This window comes from Seonamhaeicola aphaedonensis (assembly GCF_003386195.1).
GTDB classification, from domain to species: domain Bacteria; phylum Bacteroidota; class Bacteroidia; order Flavobacteriales; family Flavobacteriaceae; genus Seonamhaeicola; species Seonamhaeicola aphaedonensis.
This window is the reverse complement of the sequence record NZ_QRDX01000002.1, coordinates 303402-319895: the sequence shown is the minus strand read 5'-3', so window position 1 is coordinate 319895 and position 16494 is coordinate 303402. Positions and strand designations below refer to the sequence as shown.

Sequence of the window (16494 nt, the reverse complement as noted above, 5' to 3'; positions counted from 1 at the left end):
AGGCATTATTTTAAATGTTAATCTTATATTTATATTTGTGGTAGATAACCACAATTTTTAAAGTTTGAACAAACTTAAAATATTAAACGATCCAATTTACGGATTTATTACGATTCCAAATTCTCTAATTTTCGACTTAATACAACACAAGTACTTTCAAAGATTAAGAAGAATTACCCAAATGGGAATGTCTTATTTGGTATATCCTGGAGCACATCATACACGTTTTCATCATGCTATTGGTTGCGTACATTTAATGCAACAGGCTGTTAATGTACTTCGTTTTAAAGGAGTTACAATTTCCAGTAATGAAGAACATGCGCTTTATGCGGCTATATTATTACACGATATTGGTCACGGTCCGTTCTCACATGCCATGGAAAACAGCATTGTTGATAATGTATCTCATGAAGAAATTTCTCTACTTTTTATGGAGCGTTTAAACGAAGAATTTAACGGAACTTTAACGCTAGCTATTAAAATTTTTAAAGGTGATTATCACAGAAATTTTTTATGTCAGTTAATTTCTGGGCAATTAGATATGGATAGAGCGGACTATTTAAAGCGTGATAGTTTTTATACTGGGGTTGCAGAAGGAAACATAAATAGCGAGCGCTTAATTACGATGCTTAATGTGGTTGATGATGAGTTGGTAATTGAAGAAAAGGGTATTTATAGTGTAGAAAAGTTTATTGTTGCTAGAAGACTCATGTATTGGCAAGTGTATTTACACAAAACAGGTTTAGTAGCAGAGCTTTTACTCATTAGAGTATTAAAACGAGCTAAGGAACTTCATCAAAGTGGACGAAGTTTACAAGCAAGTGATGCCTTATTGTACTTTTTAGATAACAAGATTTCAATTGAAAATTTCAATAATGAAACACTTGATGTTTTTTCACAATTAGACGATTATGATATTATTTCTGCCATGAAGCATTGGCTGCATGATGAAGATTTTGTTTTAGGTAAATTATGCGAAATGATTATTAACCGGAATCTGCTTAAAATAAAAGTGAAAAGCAATAAAATAAAAGAGAAGCATCTTGAAAATCATATAAATACCTTTATGGTTCGCCACGCTATTAGTAGAGAAGAGGCTGAGTATTTTGTTTTTACGGGTAGTATTTCTAATCAAGCCTATCAAATAAAGAATAATCGTATAAATGTATTATTTAAATCTGGTAAAATTATAGATATTGTAAAGGCTTCTGATCACCTTAATATTAAAACCTTATCTAAACCAGTTACAAAGTACTATATATGCTACCCAAAAGAGCTATTGTAGTTAGCAATTTTTAATAAGCACCTTTCTGTGAAAAACTTTAGGACATTTTTCCTATTTTTGCGCTACCAAACTAAAACAACAAACTTAAAAAAGTGTGAAATTTACAGCACAACAAATAGCAGGTATTCTGGAAGGTGATGTTGTTGGTAATCCAGAAGCCGAAGTATCTAAACTCTCTAAAATTGAAGAAGGAACTGAAGGTTCCTTGACTTTTTTAGCAAATCCTAAATACACTGCGCACATTTACACTACAAAAGCTAGTGTTGCTATTGTTAACAAGACATTCAATCCAGAAACTAGTATTGAAACAACCTTAATAAAAGTTGATGATGCCTATAAATCGTTTTCAAAATTATTAGAGTATTATAATGAGGTTAAAAACAATAAAGTAGGGATTGAACTACCAAGTTTTATTTCGTCTACCGCAAAACATGGCGAAAATTTGTATTTGGGAGCGTTTTCTTATATTGGTGACAATGTATCCATTGGTGAGAATGTAAAGATTTTTCCAAACGTGTACATAGGAGATAATGTAACCATTGGAAATAACTCTGTTATTTTTGCCGGCGCTAAAATTTATTCTGAAACCGTTATCGGCAATGGTTGTGTTATAAACTCTGGTGCCATTATTGGTGCAGACGGGTTTGGTTTTGCACCCAATGAAAAAGGTGAATACAATAAGGTGCCACAAATAGGTAATGTTATTCTTGAAGATTTTGTTGATATTGGTGCAGCCACTACTATAGATAGAGCCACTTTAGGATCTACCGTAATACGAAGAGGTGTAAAGCTAGATAACCAAATTCAAATAGCTCATAACGTTGAAATTGGAAAAAACACTGTCATTGCTGCTCAAACAGGAATTGCGGGTTCAACAAAAATTGGAGAGAATTGCCAAATAGGAGGTCAAGTAGGTATTGTTGGCCATATCACCATTGGTAACAATGTTAAAATTCAAGCGCAATCTGGTATTGGAAGGAATGTAAAAGATAATGAAGTATTGCAAGGGTCGCCTGCTTTACCTTATGCAGACTACAACAAATCCTATGTGCATTTTAAAAATCTACCCAAAATTGTCAAAACAATTAATGATCTAGAAAAAAATAGATGGGAATAATAAATACAGACCTAAAACAAAAAACCATTAAAAAAGAAATTTCTTTGACTGGTGTAGGCCTACACACAGGTAAAGATGTTACTTTAACTTTTACCCCAGCTCCTGCCAATGTTGGTTTTGCTTTTAAAAGAGTTGATTTAGAAGGAGAACCCACAATTGAAGCAGACGCCAGTTATGTTACCAATACACAACGCGGTACGTGTTTAGAAAAAAATGGGGTTACCATTCAAACCACAGAACATGTTTTAGCTGCTTTAGTTGGATTGGATATAGACAATGTTATTATTCAACTAAATGCATCGGAGCCACCGATTATGGATGGGTCTTCTAAGTTTTTTGTAGAAGCTATTGAAAAAGCAGGTATTGTTGAATTAGATGCTCTTAGAGAAGAATTTGTAGTGACTGATATCGTGTCTTACACTGATGAAGAATCTGGGAGCGAAATTTTAGTAATGCCCGCAAAGGAATATCAAATCACTACAATGGTAGATTTTGGTACTAAAGTTCTAGGGACTCAAAATGCAACATTAAATAGAATATCAGACTTCAAAAAAGATATTGCAAATTCCCGAACTTTTAGCTTTTTGCATGAACTAGAAATGCTTTTAGAGCATGGTTTAATTAAAGGAGGCGACTTAAATAATGCTATTGTATACGTTGATAAACCCTTATCTCCTGAAACTATGGAGAAATTAAAAGTAGCTTTTAAAAAGGATGCTATTGCAGTAAAGCCAAATGGTATCTTAGATAATTTAACGCTGCATTACCCTAACGAAGCTGCAAGACATAAACTTTTAGATGTTTTAGGTGATTTAGCCTTAGTTAGAACACGTATAAGAGGAAAGGTTATTGCCAATAAACCTGGGCATTTTATAAATACTCAGTTTGCAAAAAAACTCTCAAAGATTATTAAAAATGAACGCCGGAACAATGTTCCTAATATAGATTTGAATCAAACGCCTTTAATGGATATTACTCAAATCATGGCCATGTTACCACACAGGCAACCATTCTTATTAATTGATAAAGTATTTGAACTCACTGATAATCATGTTATAGCTACCAAAAATGTCACTATGAATGAAGAATTCTTTAAAGGACATTTTCCAGGAGCACCTGTAATGCCCGGAGTACTTATAGTGGAAGCCATGGCACAAACAGGAGGCATATTGGTTTTAAGTACGGTGCCTGATCCTGAAAACTATCTAACGTTTTTCATGAAAATGGATAATGTTAAGTTTAAACAAAAGGTGATGCCTGGAGACACTTTAATATTTAAATGTACGTTAATCACACCTATACGTCGTGGTATTTGTCATATGCAAGGGTATGCTTATGCAAATGGAAAACTATGTGCAGAAGCAGAACTAATGGCTCAAATAACTAAAGTTAAATAATTATTTATCAAGTATTTACAGGTGATTTATTGTTTTGTTTACTATTAAGTTGTCAATCCATATTTTACCAATTATTAAAGTAAAAAAATAAAAATGAATCAACCACTTGCATACGTCCATCCAGGAGCTAAAATCGCTAAAAATGTAGTTATAGAACCATTCGCTACCATAGACAATAATGTTGTTATTGGAGAAGGTACCTGGATTGGTAGTAATGTAACCATCATGGAGGGGGCCCGTATTGGAAAGAATTGTAGTATTTTCCCAGGATCAGTGATTTCAGCAATTCCACAAGACTTAAAATATCAGGGAGAGGACACTACTGTTGAAATTGGCGACAATGTAACTATTAGAGAATGTGTTACCATTAATAGAGGAACAGCCGACAAAATGAAAACTGTTGTGGGTAACAATTGCTTAATCATGGCTTATTGCCATATAGCTCATGATTGTGTTGTGGGTAATAACTGTATTTTTTCAAACAACAGTACCTTAGCAGGTCACATCACCATTGGCGACTATGTTGTGCTTGCTGGTATGACAGCAGTTCATCAATTCGTGTCTGTAGGAAACCATGCTTTTGTTACTGGTGGATCTTTAGTTAGAAAGGATGTACCACCTTTTGTAAAAGCTGCTCGTGAACCGCTATCCTATGTGGGCATAAATTCGGTTGGTTTGAGAAGACGAGGATTCACCGCAGAAAAAATCAGAGAAATTCAGAATATCTATAGAATTCTGTATCAAAAAAATTATAACAATACTCAGGCTTCCAATATTATAGAAGCAGAAATGGAAGCAACTCCAGAACGTGATGAAATTCTTCAATTTATCAGAAATTCGCACCGAGGAATAATGAAAGGATATTTTAAAACAAATTAATTTTATGGCCACTACAAGTGATATTAGAAACGGATTATGTATAAGGTATAATCATGATATTTTTAAAATTGTTGAATTCTTACATGTTAAACCTGGTAAAGGTCCTGCTTTTGTAAGAACTAAACTTAAAAGCGTAACAACAGGAAAGGTTATTGATAACACATTCTCAGCAGGTCATAAACTAGATGATGTTAGAGTTGAAACTCATAAATTTCAATATTTATACAATGAAGGCGAAACCTATCATTTTATGAATACCGAAGATTATTCTCAAATTGAACTACAGAAAGCAATATTAGATAGTCCAGATTTAATGAAAGAAGGCGAAGTTGTAACGGTGCTTATCAATACTGAAGATAATATGCCGCTCTCTGTTGAAATGCCTGCCAATGTTATTTTAGAAGTAACTCATACAGAACCAGGTATTAAAGGAAATACTGCCACAAACGCTACTAAGCCAGCAACCGTTGAAACAGGTGCTATAGTTAATGTGCCTTTATTCATAAATGAAGGAGATAAGATTAAGGTAGAAACAGATAAAGGTACTTATAAAGAACGTATTAATGAATAAATGAAATTTCCGCAACCTCAGACACTTCAGGGAATAGCAAAATTAATAGATTGTAATTTTGTTGGGGAGGCTGACTTTCCAGTTCTTGGCATGAATGAAATTCATGTAGTGGAACCAGGTGATATTGTATTTGTTGACCATCCAAAATATTATGATAAAGCGTTAAATTCTTCTGCTACCATTGTATTGATTAATAAAGAGGTGGAATGTCCAGAGGGAAAGGCATTGCTTATTAGTGACGATCCATTTAGAGATTTCAACAAACTTTCAAATCATTTTAAACCTTTTCAGAAATCTAACAGTCAAATTTCTGATTCGGCTATAATTGGTGAAGACACCATTATTCAACCGAACTGTTTTATAGGAAACAATGTGGTAATTGGTAAAAATTGTGTTATCCATTCTAATGTTAGTATTTATGATGATACCATTATTGGTGATCATGTGACCATTCACGCTGGTACTGTACTTGGGGCTAATGCGTTTTATTACAAAAAGCGTCCCGAAGGTTTTGATAGGCTTTTATCTTGCGGGAGAGTTGTTTTAGAAGATGGTGTAGACCTTGGTTCAAATTGTACTATTGATAGAGGTGTTACAGGAGACACTACCATAAAGGCAGGTACTAAAATAGATAATCTGGTGCAGGTGGGGCACGATACAGTCATAGGTAATAAATGCTTAATAGCCTCACAGGTTGGTATTGCAGGTTGTGTAGTTATTGGAGATGAAGTAACCATTTGGGGACAAGTGGGTATTACAAGTGGTATAACTATTGGTTCAAAAGCAATTATATCTGCAAAGGCTGGTGTTAGTAAGTCACTAGAAGGAGGTAAAAGCTATTTTGGTATACCTGCAGATGATTTTAGATCTAAATATAAAGAGATTGCTTCCATTAAAAAGATTCCCGAAATTTTAGATATTTTAAAAAGCAAAAACAATATTTAAAAGATTATTCTCGAAATAAATGAGATAATGATTTAATAAATCACCTCAAAAAAATTACATTTGCTTTTCAATTTTATAGATAATAAAAATAGTTACGTATGAGCGTTTTAGTAAATAAAGATTCAAAAATAATAGTTCAAGGTTTTACAGGCAGTGAAGGAACATTTCATGCAGGTCAAATGATTGAGTATGGTACCAATGTTGTTGGTGGTGTTACTCCGGGTAAAGGAGGACAAACACACTTAGATAAACCTGTTTTTAATACCGTTGAAGATGCCGTTAAAGAAGTTGGTGCTGACACAACTATTATTTTTGTGCCCCCAGCTTTTGCTGCGGATGCTATTATGGAAGCTGCCGATGCTGGCATTAAAGTAATTATTACAATAACAGAAGGTATTCCGGTAGCTGATATGATTAAAGCTTCAGATTATATAAAAGGTAAAGACTGTCGTTTGATTGGACCAAATTGCCCTGGAGTTATAACACCTGAAGAGGCTAAAGTTGGTATCATGCCAGGTTTTGTTTTCAAAAAAGGAAAAGTTGGTATAGTGTCTAAATCAGGAACTTTAACTTATGAAGCGGCAGACCAAGTTGTAAAACAGGGATTAGGAATCACAACGGCTATAGGAATAGGTGGTGACCCAATCATTGGTACTACTACAAAAGAAGCTGTGCAGTTATTAATCAATGACCCAGAAACTGAAGCCGTTGTTATGATTGGTGAAATTGGAGGTCAGTTAGAAGCAGATGCTGCTAATTGGTATAAAGCTAGTGGAAGCAATAAGCCTATTGTTGGTTTTATTGCTGGTGAAACAGCGCCCGCCGGACGTACTATGGGGCATGCTGGCGCCATTGTTGGTGGTAGCGATGATACTGCCCAAGCAAAAAAGAAAATTATGAGGGCATGTGGTATCCACGTTGTTGATTCTCCCGCTGAAATTGGTAAGAAAGTTGCTGAAGTTCTAGCTTAAACTTTAATAATATATTAATTTAAAACCTCACAATAATTTGTGAGGTTTTAAATTTTAAACAACTTGTAATTAGTATATTTGAATATCAACTATTTTAATAAATTAGATTTAACGCATGAAATTATTAGAAGGAAAAACAGCCATTATCACAGGGGCTAGTAGAGGAATAGGTAAAGGAATAGCACAAGTATTCGCTAAACAAGGAGCCAATATAGCTTTTACATATAGCTCATCTGTTGAAGCAGCTAAACAATTAGAGGATGAATTGAATGTTTTAGGGGTGAAAGCAAAAGGATACCAAAGTAATGCTGCAAGTTTTGAGGAAGCACAACAATTAGCTAACGATGTTGCATCTGAATTTGGAAGTATTGATATTTTAGTTAATAATGCTGGAATCACTAAAGACAACTTATTAATGCGTATAAGTGAAGAAGACTTTGATACCGTTATTGAAGTAAACCTTAAATCGGTTTTTAATATGACCAAAGCCGTGCAACGTACCATGTTAAAACAACGTAAAGGTTCCATTATAAATATGAGCTCCGTAGTTGGAGTAAAGGGAAATGCTGGGCAAACCAATTATGCGGCTTCAAAAGCAGGTATTATAGGATTCTCCAAATCAGTGGCTTTAGAATTAGGATCAAGAAATATTAGAAGTAACGTGATTGCACCAGGCTTCATTGAAACTGAAATGACAGCGAAATTAGATGAAGAAGTTGTAAATGGATGGCGAGCAGAAATACCATTAAAACGAGGAGGCACTCCAGAAGACGTTGCAAATGCTTGTGTGTTTTTAGCCAGTGATTTATCGGCTTATGTAACTGGTCAAACGTTGAATGTTGATGGGGGAATGCTAACTTAAATTTATGTTTACAGAGACTTTAATTTATATCATATTATCTGGAATATTAGCGCTATTTATAGCGCTTTTTCAGTATAGATATAAATCAAAGACCAAACGTTTTAAATTAAATGCACTATTTTCTTTTTTAAGATTTATTACGGTTTTTTCAATTTTACTTCTCATAATAAATCCGAAATTTGAGCAAATTAGAGTGTATACTGATAAACCAAACTTAATAGTTGCTCTGGACAATTCAAGCTCCATAAAACACCTGAATAGAGATAAAGAAACTAAACTTTTAGTTGATAAGCTTCTGAATGATAAAAGTTTAAGTGATAAATTCAATATTTCAACATATACATTTGGAAACACTTTAAAATCTTTAGATTCATTAACTTTTAACGAAACTGAAACAAACATTAATAAAGCATTCAGTCAGTTTTCACAAGTTTATAACTCATCTATATCACCAACGGTTTTGATAACAGACGGAAATCAAACCTTTGGTAATGATTACCAATTTGCTTATAAGAATTATAAACAACCTATTTATCCTGTTATCTTAGGAGATACCATAACCTACAATGATTTAAAAATACAGCAACTCAATGTTAATAAATTTGCGTATTTAAAAAACAGGTTTCCTGTTGAAGCCATATTGGTTTACAGTGGGAGTAATAGTATAAATTCAAAGCTTGAAGTTACTAAACAAGGGACTACAATTTATTCTCAATCTGTAAGTTTTTCAAAGTCTGATAATTCTAAAATTATAAATTTTACACTTCCTGCAAATGCTATAGGCACAAATAGTTATAAGTTGAGTTTAAAACCCATTGAAAAAGAAAAGAATACGGTTAACAACTCTAAAAATTTTGCTATTGAGGTCATAGATCAAAAAACTAAAATAGCATTTGTAACTAATATTTGGCATCCAGATATTGGGGCATTCAAAAAAAGTATTGAAAGTAACGAACAGCGTTCAGTTACTGTTTTAAACTCTATCGACATTATTGATCAAATCAATGACTATCAATTGATAATTATTAATCAGCCTGATAACAAATTCAGGTTACTCTTTCAAGAACTAGATAAACAAAATAAAAATAGGTTTATCATTATTGGGGCTAAAACAGATTTAAATTTCATTAATAATATCAATGAAAATTTTTCACATGAAATTATTTTACAAACTGAAGATTATCAAGCTGATTTTAACTCTAATTTTTCACCTTTTCAATTAACAGATATTGATTTTGAATCGTTTCCACCATTAACTTCCAATTATGGTGCTACTGTTTTCAAAGTTCCTTATCAATCTATTTTAACGAAAAGAGTTGGTGAAGTCTCCATTAATGAACCCTTATTGGCTACCATAGAAACTAACAACAGGAGAGAAGGTATTTTATTTGGTGAAAACATCTGGAAATGGCGCGCTCAAAGTTATTTAAACTCTAAGTCTTTTAAGGACTTTGATAATTTTATTGGAAAATTGGTCCAATACTTGGCTTCCAATAAACAAAGAAGTCGTTTAAATATAGACTATGAATCCTTTTATGTAGGCAGAAGTAACATCATTATGAATGCACAGTTTTTTGATAAAAACTACGTTTTTGATGATAGAGAAATCTTAAATATAAAAGTAAAAGATAAAGCGTCAGATAATGAGATTGAATTTCCATTTGTTCTCAAAAACAAAAGTTATCAAGTAGACCTTAGTAGTTTACCTCCATCAGAATATAATTTCACTGTCAAGGCTTCAAAAAATAATATGAGTAAGTCAGGCAGTTTTACCGTTTTAGAATATGATGTTGAACAACAATTTTTAAATGCCGATGTGACTAAGCTACAACAATTAGCATCAAATAGTGGTGGTAAAAGCTATTTTATTAGTAGTGCAGATAATTTGATTAATGATTTAATGACTGATAATAGATACACTTCCATTCAAAAAACAACTAAAAATGTCATACCTTTGATAGATTGGAAATTTCTTTTAGTTGTCATTTCTTTTTGTTTATCTGCTGAATGGTTTCTGAGGAAATATAACGGATTAATTTAATGGATAAATCAAAAGAAATTAAAACTGTTTTGATAACAGGTTCTTCCTCTGGAGTTGGAGCGTCTGCATGTGTTGCGTTTGCTAAAAGAGGCTGGAATGTTGTCATAAATTATTCAAGAAGTGAGGATGCAGCATTTGCATTAAAAGAAAAATGTGAACAAATTGGTGTTAATGCGCTAGTTTGTAAAGCAAATGTTGCAAATGAAGAAGATTGTAAAAGTATGGTGAATAAAACCATTGAAGTTTTTGGCAGAATAGATGTTTTAGTTAACAATGCAGGAGCAACTAAATTCTGTGACTATAATGACTTAAATGGGTTAAATGAAAAAGATTTCATTGATGTTTATAAAGTGAACGTTATTGGCGCCTACCAAATGGTAAAATATGCTGCTTCGCATTTGAAAAAAGTAAAAGGAAGTATTGTAAATATTTCATCTATGAGTGCTATATCCGGAGTTGGTAGTTCTATAGCTTATTCAGCATCTAAAGGTGCTTTATCTACCATGACATTATCACTAGCACATGCTTTGGCTCCAGAAGTAAGAGTAAATGGTATTTGTCCTGGTTTTATTCAAACCAGATGGACCAAAGGCTTTTTAGGAGATCGTTATGAATCGGTAAAAAAGAAATTTGAAAATGCTGCACTTGTGGGTAGAACATCTCTACCTGAAGATATTGCTAATGGCATTGTCTATCTGGGGGCTGATGCTCATACAACGTCTGGTCAAATGTTAACAATTGATGGGGGACAGTTAGTCAATCAAGGCAAACTATAAAATTTTATAAATAAATAACAATAAACATAATTAAAATGGAAAAATTACCTAAAATAGGATTACCAATAATAATTGGAATCATCATACTAGTAATTGTAATTGCTAAATCTGCCGTAACTATTGGTTCTGGTCAGGCAGGAGTGCTTTATAAGACTTTTGATAAAGGTGTTGTTACAGATCAACCGCCATTAGGAGAAGGGTTTCATATTGTTGCGCCTTGGAACAAAGTGTATATTTATGAAGTTAGAAGACAAGAAATTTTTGAAAAAATGAAGGTTTTATCATCTAACGGATTAGATATTCAATTAGATGCTTCAGCTTGGTATAAGCCTAAATATGATGAATTAGGAAAGTTGCATCAAGAAATTGGTGAAAATTACTTAAATCGTATTTTATTGCCAACCATAAGATCTGCAGCTAGAAGTGTTGTAGGGCGCTATACACCAGAGCAATTATACTCAAGTAAAAGAGATGCTATACAAGCTGAGATTTTTGAAGAAACAAAGAAAATTGTAAGTGATCAGTATATCATTCTAGATGAAATACTAGTAAGAGATGTGACCTTACCACCTACAATTAAAGATGCTATAGAGCGTAAATTAAAACAGGAACAAGAGTCTCTGGAGTACGAGTTTAGGTTAGTAACAGCCGAAAAAGAAGCAGAAAGACAACGTATTGAAGCGCAAGGTAAAGCAGATGCCAATAGAATTTTAAGTGCTTCATTAAATGATCAAATTTTGCAAGATAAAGGCATTGAAGCTACTAACAAATTAGCAGAATCACCAAACAGTAAGGTAATAGTGATTGGTTCTGGAGACAGTGGATTACCTCTCATCTTAGGAAATCAATAAACAAAAAAATCAGTTTTCTAGCTTATATTTTAAATTTTAAATAATGATTAGTCATCATATTTGATTTAAAATTAAATTTTAAAAAATCAGTGGCTTTATTTGGAATTTTAATCAAGTTTTATAGATATTTGCAGAAACAAAGTAAAAATGACTTTTATTCAAACACATCATCATTTTCATATTTGCTCTCAAGCGAAGTGAAAATGTATTGAATAAAATCAAAAATATATTTAAACCCGTTTGAGACCATCAAGCGGGTTTTTCATTTCTAAAATCAACTAGGTGGTTTCAAACTCATAACAAAATCAAAATGAGTAAGTTAAAAATTGCAGTTCAAAAATCAGGACGATTAAATGAAGAATCGTTAGAATTATTAAAAAATTGTGGTATTTCTATTGATAATGGCAAAGACCAATTAAAGGCAGAAGCTAGAAACTTTCCTATGGAAGTTTTGTATTTACGTAATGGTGATATTCCTCAGTATTTACGTGATGGCGTGGTTGATATTGCTATTTTGGGTGAAAATACTTTGATAGAAAAAGGGCAAGATTTGCCAATTGTTGAACGATTAGGTTTTTCTAAATGTAAGGTATCTATTGCCGTTCCTAAGGATGTAGAATATAATTCTATCAAAGATTTAAGAGGTAAAAAGATAGCAACCTCTTATCCAAATACTGTAAATCAGTATTTTGAACAAAAAGGTGAAAAAGCAGATATTCACATCATAAATGGGTCTGTAGAAATTGCCCCAAACATTGGTTTAGCTAATGCAATTGTTGATATTGTATCTAGCGGAAGCACCTTGTTTAAAAATAATTTAAAAGAAGTTGAAGTACTTTTTAAAAGTGAGGCTGTTTTAACGTCTACACCTAATTTGTCTGAGGATAAGCAAGAGATTTTAGACACTCTTTTATTCAGAATTAAATCAGTACTAAAAGGAAAGAACTCCAAATATGTGCTATTAAATGCACCCAACAATAAACTTGAAAAAATAGTTAGTTTATTGCCAGGAATGAAAAGTCCAACCGTATTACCATTGGCGGAAGAAGGTTGGAGTTCTGTACATTCTGTAATTAGCAAGAACGAATTTTGGGATGTAATTGATGAACTTAAAGCTAATGGAGCCCAAGGTATTTTAGTATGTCCAATTGAAAAAATGGTGCTTTAGTATCATTCTGAACGAAGTGAAGAATCTCAAAAAAAGGTTAGAATGAAAGTAATTGAAAATCCAAATAAAGATTCCTGGGTTGATATTCTTAAGCGTCCTACAAAAACTGTTAATGATATTGAAGGTATTGTTAGTGAAGTTTTTACAGATGTTCAGAATAATGGAGATGAAGCCATACGTAAATATACCCAGCGCTTTGATAAGGTACTTCTAGATAGTAATTTAGTATCTGATGAAGAAATTGAAGACGCTATTGAAACAATTCCAGAGGCTTTGAAGAACGCCATAAAAATGGCTAAAAAGAATATAAAAACCTTTCATGCTGCTCAAAAAACATCGAGAGTTAGTATAGAAACAGCCAATGGTGTTCAATGCTGGCAAGAAAAGCGTGCTATTGAAAGTATAGGATTGTATATTCCTGGAGGAACAGCGCCTTTATTTTCTACAGTTTTAATGTTAGCCGCTCCGGCGCAAATTGCAGGTTGTAATGAAATTGTATTATGTTCTCCACCTAATAAAGAAGGGAAATTAGCGGCGGAAATATTATATGCTGCCAAACTTTGTGGCATTACTAAGATTTTTAAAGTTGGAGGAATACAAGCCGTAGCAGCTCTAACGTTTGGAACAAAGAGTATTCCACAAGTATATAAAATTTTCGGACCCGGAAATCAGTTTGTAACGGTTGCAAAACAGTTAGCCACAAAATATGGTGTGGCTATAGATATGCCTGCTGGGCCTAGTGAATTATTAGTCGTTGTAGATAAAAGTGCAAATCCTGCATATGTGGCCTCAGATTTATTGAGTCAGGCAGAACATGGCACCGATAGTCAAGTAATCTTAGTATCAACTTCAAAAGAAATGATTGCTAAAGTTTCTAAGGAAGTGAGTTCACAAGTTGCTGTTTTACCTAGAAAGGATATCGCTGAAAAAGCCATTGATAATTCTAAGTTGATATATGTAGAAGATGACCAGACTGCTTTAGAATTAATTAATAATTACGGACCAGAGCACTTTATAATCTGTACAGAAAATGAAGAATACTATGTGAATGGTATAAGAAACGCTGGTTCTGTTTTTATTGGTGATTATACCCCAGAAAGTGCAGGAGATTATGCTTCTGGAACCAATCATACCTTACCAACCAATGGATTTAGTAAAGCGTATTCTGGAGTTAATTTAGACAGCTTTCAAAAGAGTATGACCTTTCAAAAGATATCTAAAGAAGGTATTTTGAATATTGGTGAGACTATAGAATTAATGGCAGAAGCTGAAGGCTTACAAGCACACAAAAATGCTGTAACCATTAGATTAAAGGATTTAAAAAAATAATATTTTTCATGCTGAACTGTTACACTGAGCGCAATCGAAGTGTTGTTTCAGCATCTCAAAACTAATAAGACACTGAAATGAATTCAGTGTGAGAGTACAATGAGTATTTTAGATTTAATAAGACCCAGTATAAAGGCACTGAAACCTTACTCTTCGGCTAGAGATGAGTTCAAGGGTACAACGGATAACATGGTGTTTTTAGATGCTAATGAGAATCCTTATGAGAATGGTGTAAATCGTTATCCAGACCCCCAACAAAGAACAGTAAAAGATTTACTTTCGAATTTAAAAGGAATTCCTGTAGAGAATATTTTGTTGGGTAATGGAAGTGATGAAGTTCTAGATTTAATTTTTAGAGCATTTTGTGAACCAAATATAGATAATATTATCACTTTGCCGCCAACCTATGGCATGTACAGTGTATTGGCTAATATTAATGCAATTGACATAAAAGAGGTCCAATTATCTGATGATTTTCAACCACATGTCGATAAGATTTTGGGTATAGCAGATGAAAATAGCAAACTTTTGTTTTTGTGCTCACCAAACAATCCAACAGGTAATAGTTTTTCTCAAGAATCTATTGAAAGATTACTAAAAGAGTTTAATGGTGTTGTGGTTATTGATGAGGCTTATATAGACTTTTCTGATATTCCAAGCTGGATTGAAAGGTTAGATGAGTTTCCTAATTTAATCGTCACCCAAACTTTGTCTAAAGCGTATGGAATGGCTGGTATTCGATTGGGGATTTGCTATGCTTCAAAAGAAATTATTTCGGTTTTAAATAATATTAAACCGCCTTATAATGTGAATGAGTTGACGCAACAACGGGCTATAGAACAACTTAAAAATCACGAATTAATCAAAAGTCAGGTACAATTCATTTTAAAGGAAAGGGATAATTTGGTTAATAAACTTAAAGCAGTTTCTTTTGTATCGAAAATATATCCTTCAGATGCTAATTTTATTTTAGCTAAAGTTGATAATGCTACCATGCGCTATAATCAGCTTATTGAAAAGGGTATCGTCATAAGAAATAGAACCACACAGCCAGGTTGTGAAAACTGTTTGCGTTTTACAGTTGGAACACCTGAGGAGAGTAGTATACTAATAGATGCTTTAAATTCTATATCATGAAAAAAGTATTGTTTATAGACAGAGACGGCACCTTGGTATTAGAACCGCCAGTAGATTGCCAATTAGATAGTTTGGAAAAATTAGAGTTTTACCCTAAAGTGTTTCAGTACATGGCAAAAATTGCTAGCGAATTAGATTATGAACTGGTAATGGTCACCAATCAGGATGGCTTAGGGACAGAATCCTTTCCAGAAGATACCTTTTGGCCAGCTCAAAATAAAATTATTGAGGCGTTTAAAAAAGAAGGTGTAGAGTTTACTGCTATCCATATTGATAAAACTTTTCCTAATGAAAATGCCGATACACGTAAACCTAGAACTGGCTTGTTAACTCAATACTTTTCCGAAGACTATGATTTAGCAAATTCATTTGTGTTAGGAGATAGAATAACCGATATGGAACTAGCTAAAAACTTAGGGGCAAAAGGCATATATCTTTCAGAAAACCCTAAGCTGGGAGCTGATGAAATTGAGGGTTCTATAAAAGAAATACAGGATTGTATCGCATTAACTAGTACAGACTGGAAAGAAATTTATGAGTTTTTAAAACTTGAAGATAGAGTTGAAGAAATTACACGTAACACCAATGAAACTCAGATATATATAAAATTAAATTTGGATGGTTCTGGTGAAAATAATATAGATACAGGGTTGTCATTTTTTGACCATATGTTAGATCAAATTGGGCGTCACGGTGCCATGGATTTAACCATAAAAGTAAATGGTGATTTAGAAGTTGATGAACACCACACTATTGAGGATACCATGATTGCTTTAGGAGAAGTTTTCAACAAAGCATTAGGCAATAAATTAGGTGTCGAACGCTATGGGTTCTGCCTGCCAATGGATGATTGTTTAGCGCAAGTAGCCGTTGATTTTGGAGGAAGAAATTGGTTAGAATGGGACGCAGAATTTAAGCGAGAAAAAATAGGGGATATGCCAACAGAAATGTTTTTCCACCTATTTAAATCGTTTACTGATGGCGCCAAATGTAATTTAAACATCAAAGCAGAAGGTGTAAATGAACACCATAAAATTGAAGGTATTTTCAAGGCCTTTGCTAAAGCCATGAAAATGGCTGTGAAGCGTGATGCTAATAAAATGTTTCTACCTAGTACAAAAGGAATGTTATAAAAGCCCCCTAACCCCCGAAGGGGGAATTACAG

Annotated in this window: 15 protein-coding genes; all 15 read left to right on the top strand. The window is 33.2% G+C overall.

All coding sequences use genetic code 11. From position 1 onward, the window contains the following. Positions 1-64: 64 nt before the first annotated feature. Positions 65-1285: an HD domain-containing protein gene (locus DFQ02_RS05150; RefSeq protein WP_116039924.1), complete on the top strand. Its 1221-nt coding sequence runs from the start codon at positions 65-67 to the stop codon at positions 1283-1285. Positions 1286-1379: 94 nt separating this feature from the next. Beyond that, positions 1380-2402 (top strand): UDP-3-O-(3-hydroxymyristoyl)glucosamine N-acyltransferase, encoded by a 1023-nt coding sequence (lpxD, locus tag DFQ02_RS05145; protein WP_116039923.1) that lies wholly within the window; start codon positions 1380-1382, stop codon positions 2400-2402. Beyond that, complete coding sequence (locus tag DFQ02_RS05140) at positions 2393-3799, top strand: bifunctional UDP-3-O-[3-hydroxymyristoyl] N-acetylglucosamine deacetylase/3-hydroxyacyl-ACP dehydratase (RefSeq protein WP_116039922.1); 1407 nt, start codon at positions 2393-2395, stop codon at positions 3797-3799. The genes lpxD and DFQ02_RS05140 overlap by 10 nt, the downstream gene beginning before the upstream one ends. 93 nt (positions 3800-3892) lie before the next feature. Beyond that, positions 3893-4678: an acyl-ACP--UDP-N-acetylglucosamine O-acyltransferase gene (gene lpxA, locus DFQ02_RS05135; RefSeq protein ID WP_116039921.1), complete on the top strand. Its 786-nt coding sequence runs from the start codon at positions 3893-3895 to the stop codon at positions 4676-4678. Positions 4679-4682: 4 nt separating this feature from the next. Further along, positions 4683-5249 carry an elongation factor P gene (gene efp / locus DFQ02_RS05130; protein WP_116039920.1) on the top strand — a complete coding sequence of 189 codons (567 nt, stop codon included), beginning with the start codon at positions 4683-4685 and terminating at the stop codon, positions 5247-5249. Then, positions 5250-6194, top strand: a complete 945-nt coding sequence (locus DFQ02_RS05125) for a UDP-3-O-(3-hydroxymyristoyl)glucosamine N-acyltransferase (protein WP_116039919.1) — start codon at positions 5250-5252, stop codon at positions 6192-6194. A 98-nt stretch (positions 6195-6292) separates the two neighbouring features. Beyond that, entirely contained in the window at positions 6293-7165 is an 873-nt protein-coding gene (sucD, locus tag DFQ02_RS05120; RefSeq protein WP_116039918.1) for a succinate--CoA ligase subunit alpha, read from the top strand. Positions 7166-7280: 115 nt separating this feature from the next. Further along, positions 7281-8027 carry a 3-oxoacyl-[acyl-carrier-protein] reductase gene (gene fabG / locus DFQ02_RS05115; RefSeq protein WP_116039917.1) on the top strand — a complete coding sequence of 249 codons (747 nt, stop codon included), beginning with the start codon at positions 7281-7283 and terminating at the stop codon, positions 8025-8027. A gap of 4 nt (positions 8028-8031) precedes the next feature. Then, positions 8032-10068, top strand: a complete 2037-nt coding sequence (locus DFQ02_RS05110; protein ID WP_116039916.1) for a VWA domain-containing protein — start codon at positions 8032-8034, stop codon at positions 10066-10068. Further along, positions 10068-10844, top strand: a complete 777-nt coding sequence (locus DFQ02_RS05105; RefSeq protein WP_116039915.1) for an SDR family NAD(P)-dependent oxidoreductase — start codon at positions 10068-10070, stop codon at positions 10842-10844. Before DFQ02_RS05110 ends, DFQ02_RS05105 begins: the two co-directional genes overlap by 1 nt. Positions 10845-10879: 35 nt before the next feature. Further along, on the top strand, positions 10880-11695 hold the full coding sequence (locus DFQ02_RS05100; RefSeq protein WP_116039914.1) for a prohibitin family protein: 816 nt from the start codon (positions 10880-10882) through the stop codon (positions 11693-11695). Positions 11696-12005: 310 nt separating this feature from the next. Then, positions 12006-12863: an ATP phosphoribosyltransferase gene (hisG, locus tag DFQ02_RS05095; protein ID WP_116039913.1), complete on the top strand. Its 858-nt coding sequence runs from the start codon at positions 12006-12008 to the stop codon at positions 12861-12863. A gap of 42 nt (positions 12864-12905) precedes the next feature. Then, a complete protein-coding gene (hisD, locus tag DFQ02_RS05090) occupies positions 12906-14192 on the top strand; it encodes a histidinol dehydrogenase (RefSeq protein ID WP_116039912.1) in 1287 nt (428 codons plus the stop codon). A gap of 99 nt (positions 14193-14291) precedes the next feature. Beyond that, on the top strand, positions 14292-15329 hold the full coding sequence (hisC, locus tag DFQ02_RS05085) for a histidinol-phosphate transaminase (protein ID WP_116039911.1): 1038 nt from the start codon (positions 14292-14294) through the stop codon (positions 15327-15329). Next, complete coding sequence (gene hisB, locus DFQ02_RS05080) at positions 15326-16462, top strand: bifunctional histidinol-phosphatase/imidazoleglycerol-phosphate dehydratase HisB (RefSeq protein ID WP_116039910.1); 1137 nt, start codon at positions 15326-15328, stop codon at positions 16460-16462. The genes hisC and hisB overlap by 4 nt, the downstream gene beginning before the upstream one ends. The last annotated feature ends 32 nt before the right edge of the window (positions 16463-16494 follow it).

Coding starts and splice junctions, on each gene's coding strand:
- DFQ02_RS05140 (WP_116039922.1), top strand. CDS start 2,393: ATGGGAATAATAAATACAGACCTAAAACAAAAAACCATTAAAAAAGAA.
- lpxA (WP_116039921.1), top strand. CDS start 3,893: ATGAATCAACCACTTGCATACGTCCATCCAGGAGCTAAAATCGCTAAA.
- efp (WP_116039920.1), top strand. CDS start 4,683: ATGGCCACTACAAGTGATATTAGAAACGGATTATGTATAAGGTATAAT.
- DFQ02_RS05125 (WP_116039919.1), top strand. CDS start 5,250: ATGAAATTTCCGCAACCTCAGACACTTCAGGGAATAGCAAAATTAATA.
- sucD (WP_116039918.1), top strand. CDS start 6,293: ATGAGCGTTTTAGTAAATAAAGATTCAAAAATAATAGTTCAAGGTTTT.
- fabG (WP_116039917.1), top strand. CDS start 7,281: ATGAAATTATTAGAAGGAAAAACAGCCATTATCACAGGGGCTAGTAGA.
- DFQ02_RS05110 (WP_116039916.1), top strand. CDS start 8,032: ATGTTTACAGAGACTTTAATTTATATCATATTATCTGGAATATTAGCG.
- DFQ02_RS05105 (WP_116039915.1), top strand. CDS start 10,068: ATGGATAAATCAAAAGAAATTAAAACTGTTTTGATAACAGGTTCTTCC.
- DFQ02_RS05100 (WP_116039914.1), top strand. CDS start 10,880: ATGGAAAAATTACCTAAAATAGGATTACCAATAATAATTGGAATCATC.
- hisG (WP_116039913.1), top strand. CDS start 12,006: ATGAGTAAGTTAAAAATTGCAGTTCAAAAATCAGGACGATTAAATGAA.
- hisD (WP_116039912.1), top strand. CDS start 12,906: ATGAAAGTAATTGAAAATCCAAATAAAGATTCCTGGGTTGATATTCTT.
- hisC (WP_116039911.1), top strand. CDS start 14,292: ATGAGTATTTTAGATTTAATAAGACCCAGTATAAAGGCACTGAAACCT.
- hisB (WP_116039910.1), top strand. CDS start 15,326: ATGAAAAAAGTATTGTTTATAGACAGAGACGGCACCTTGGTATTAGAA.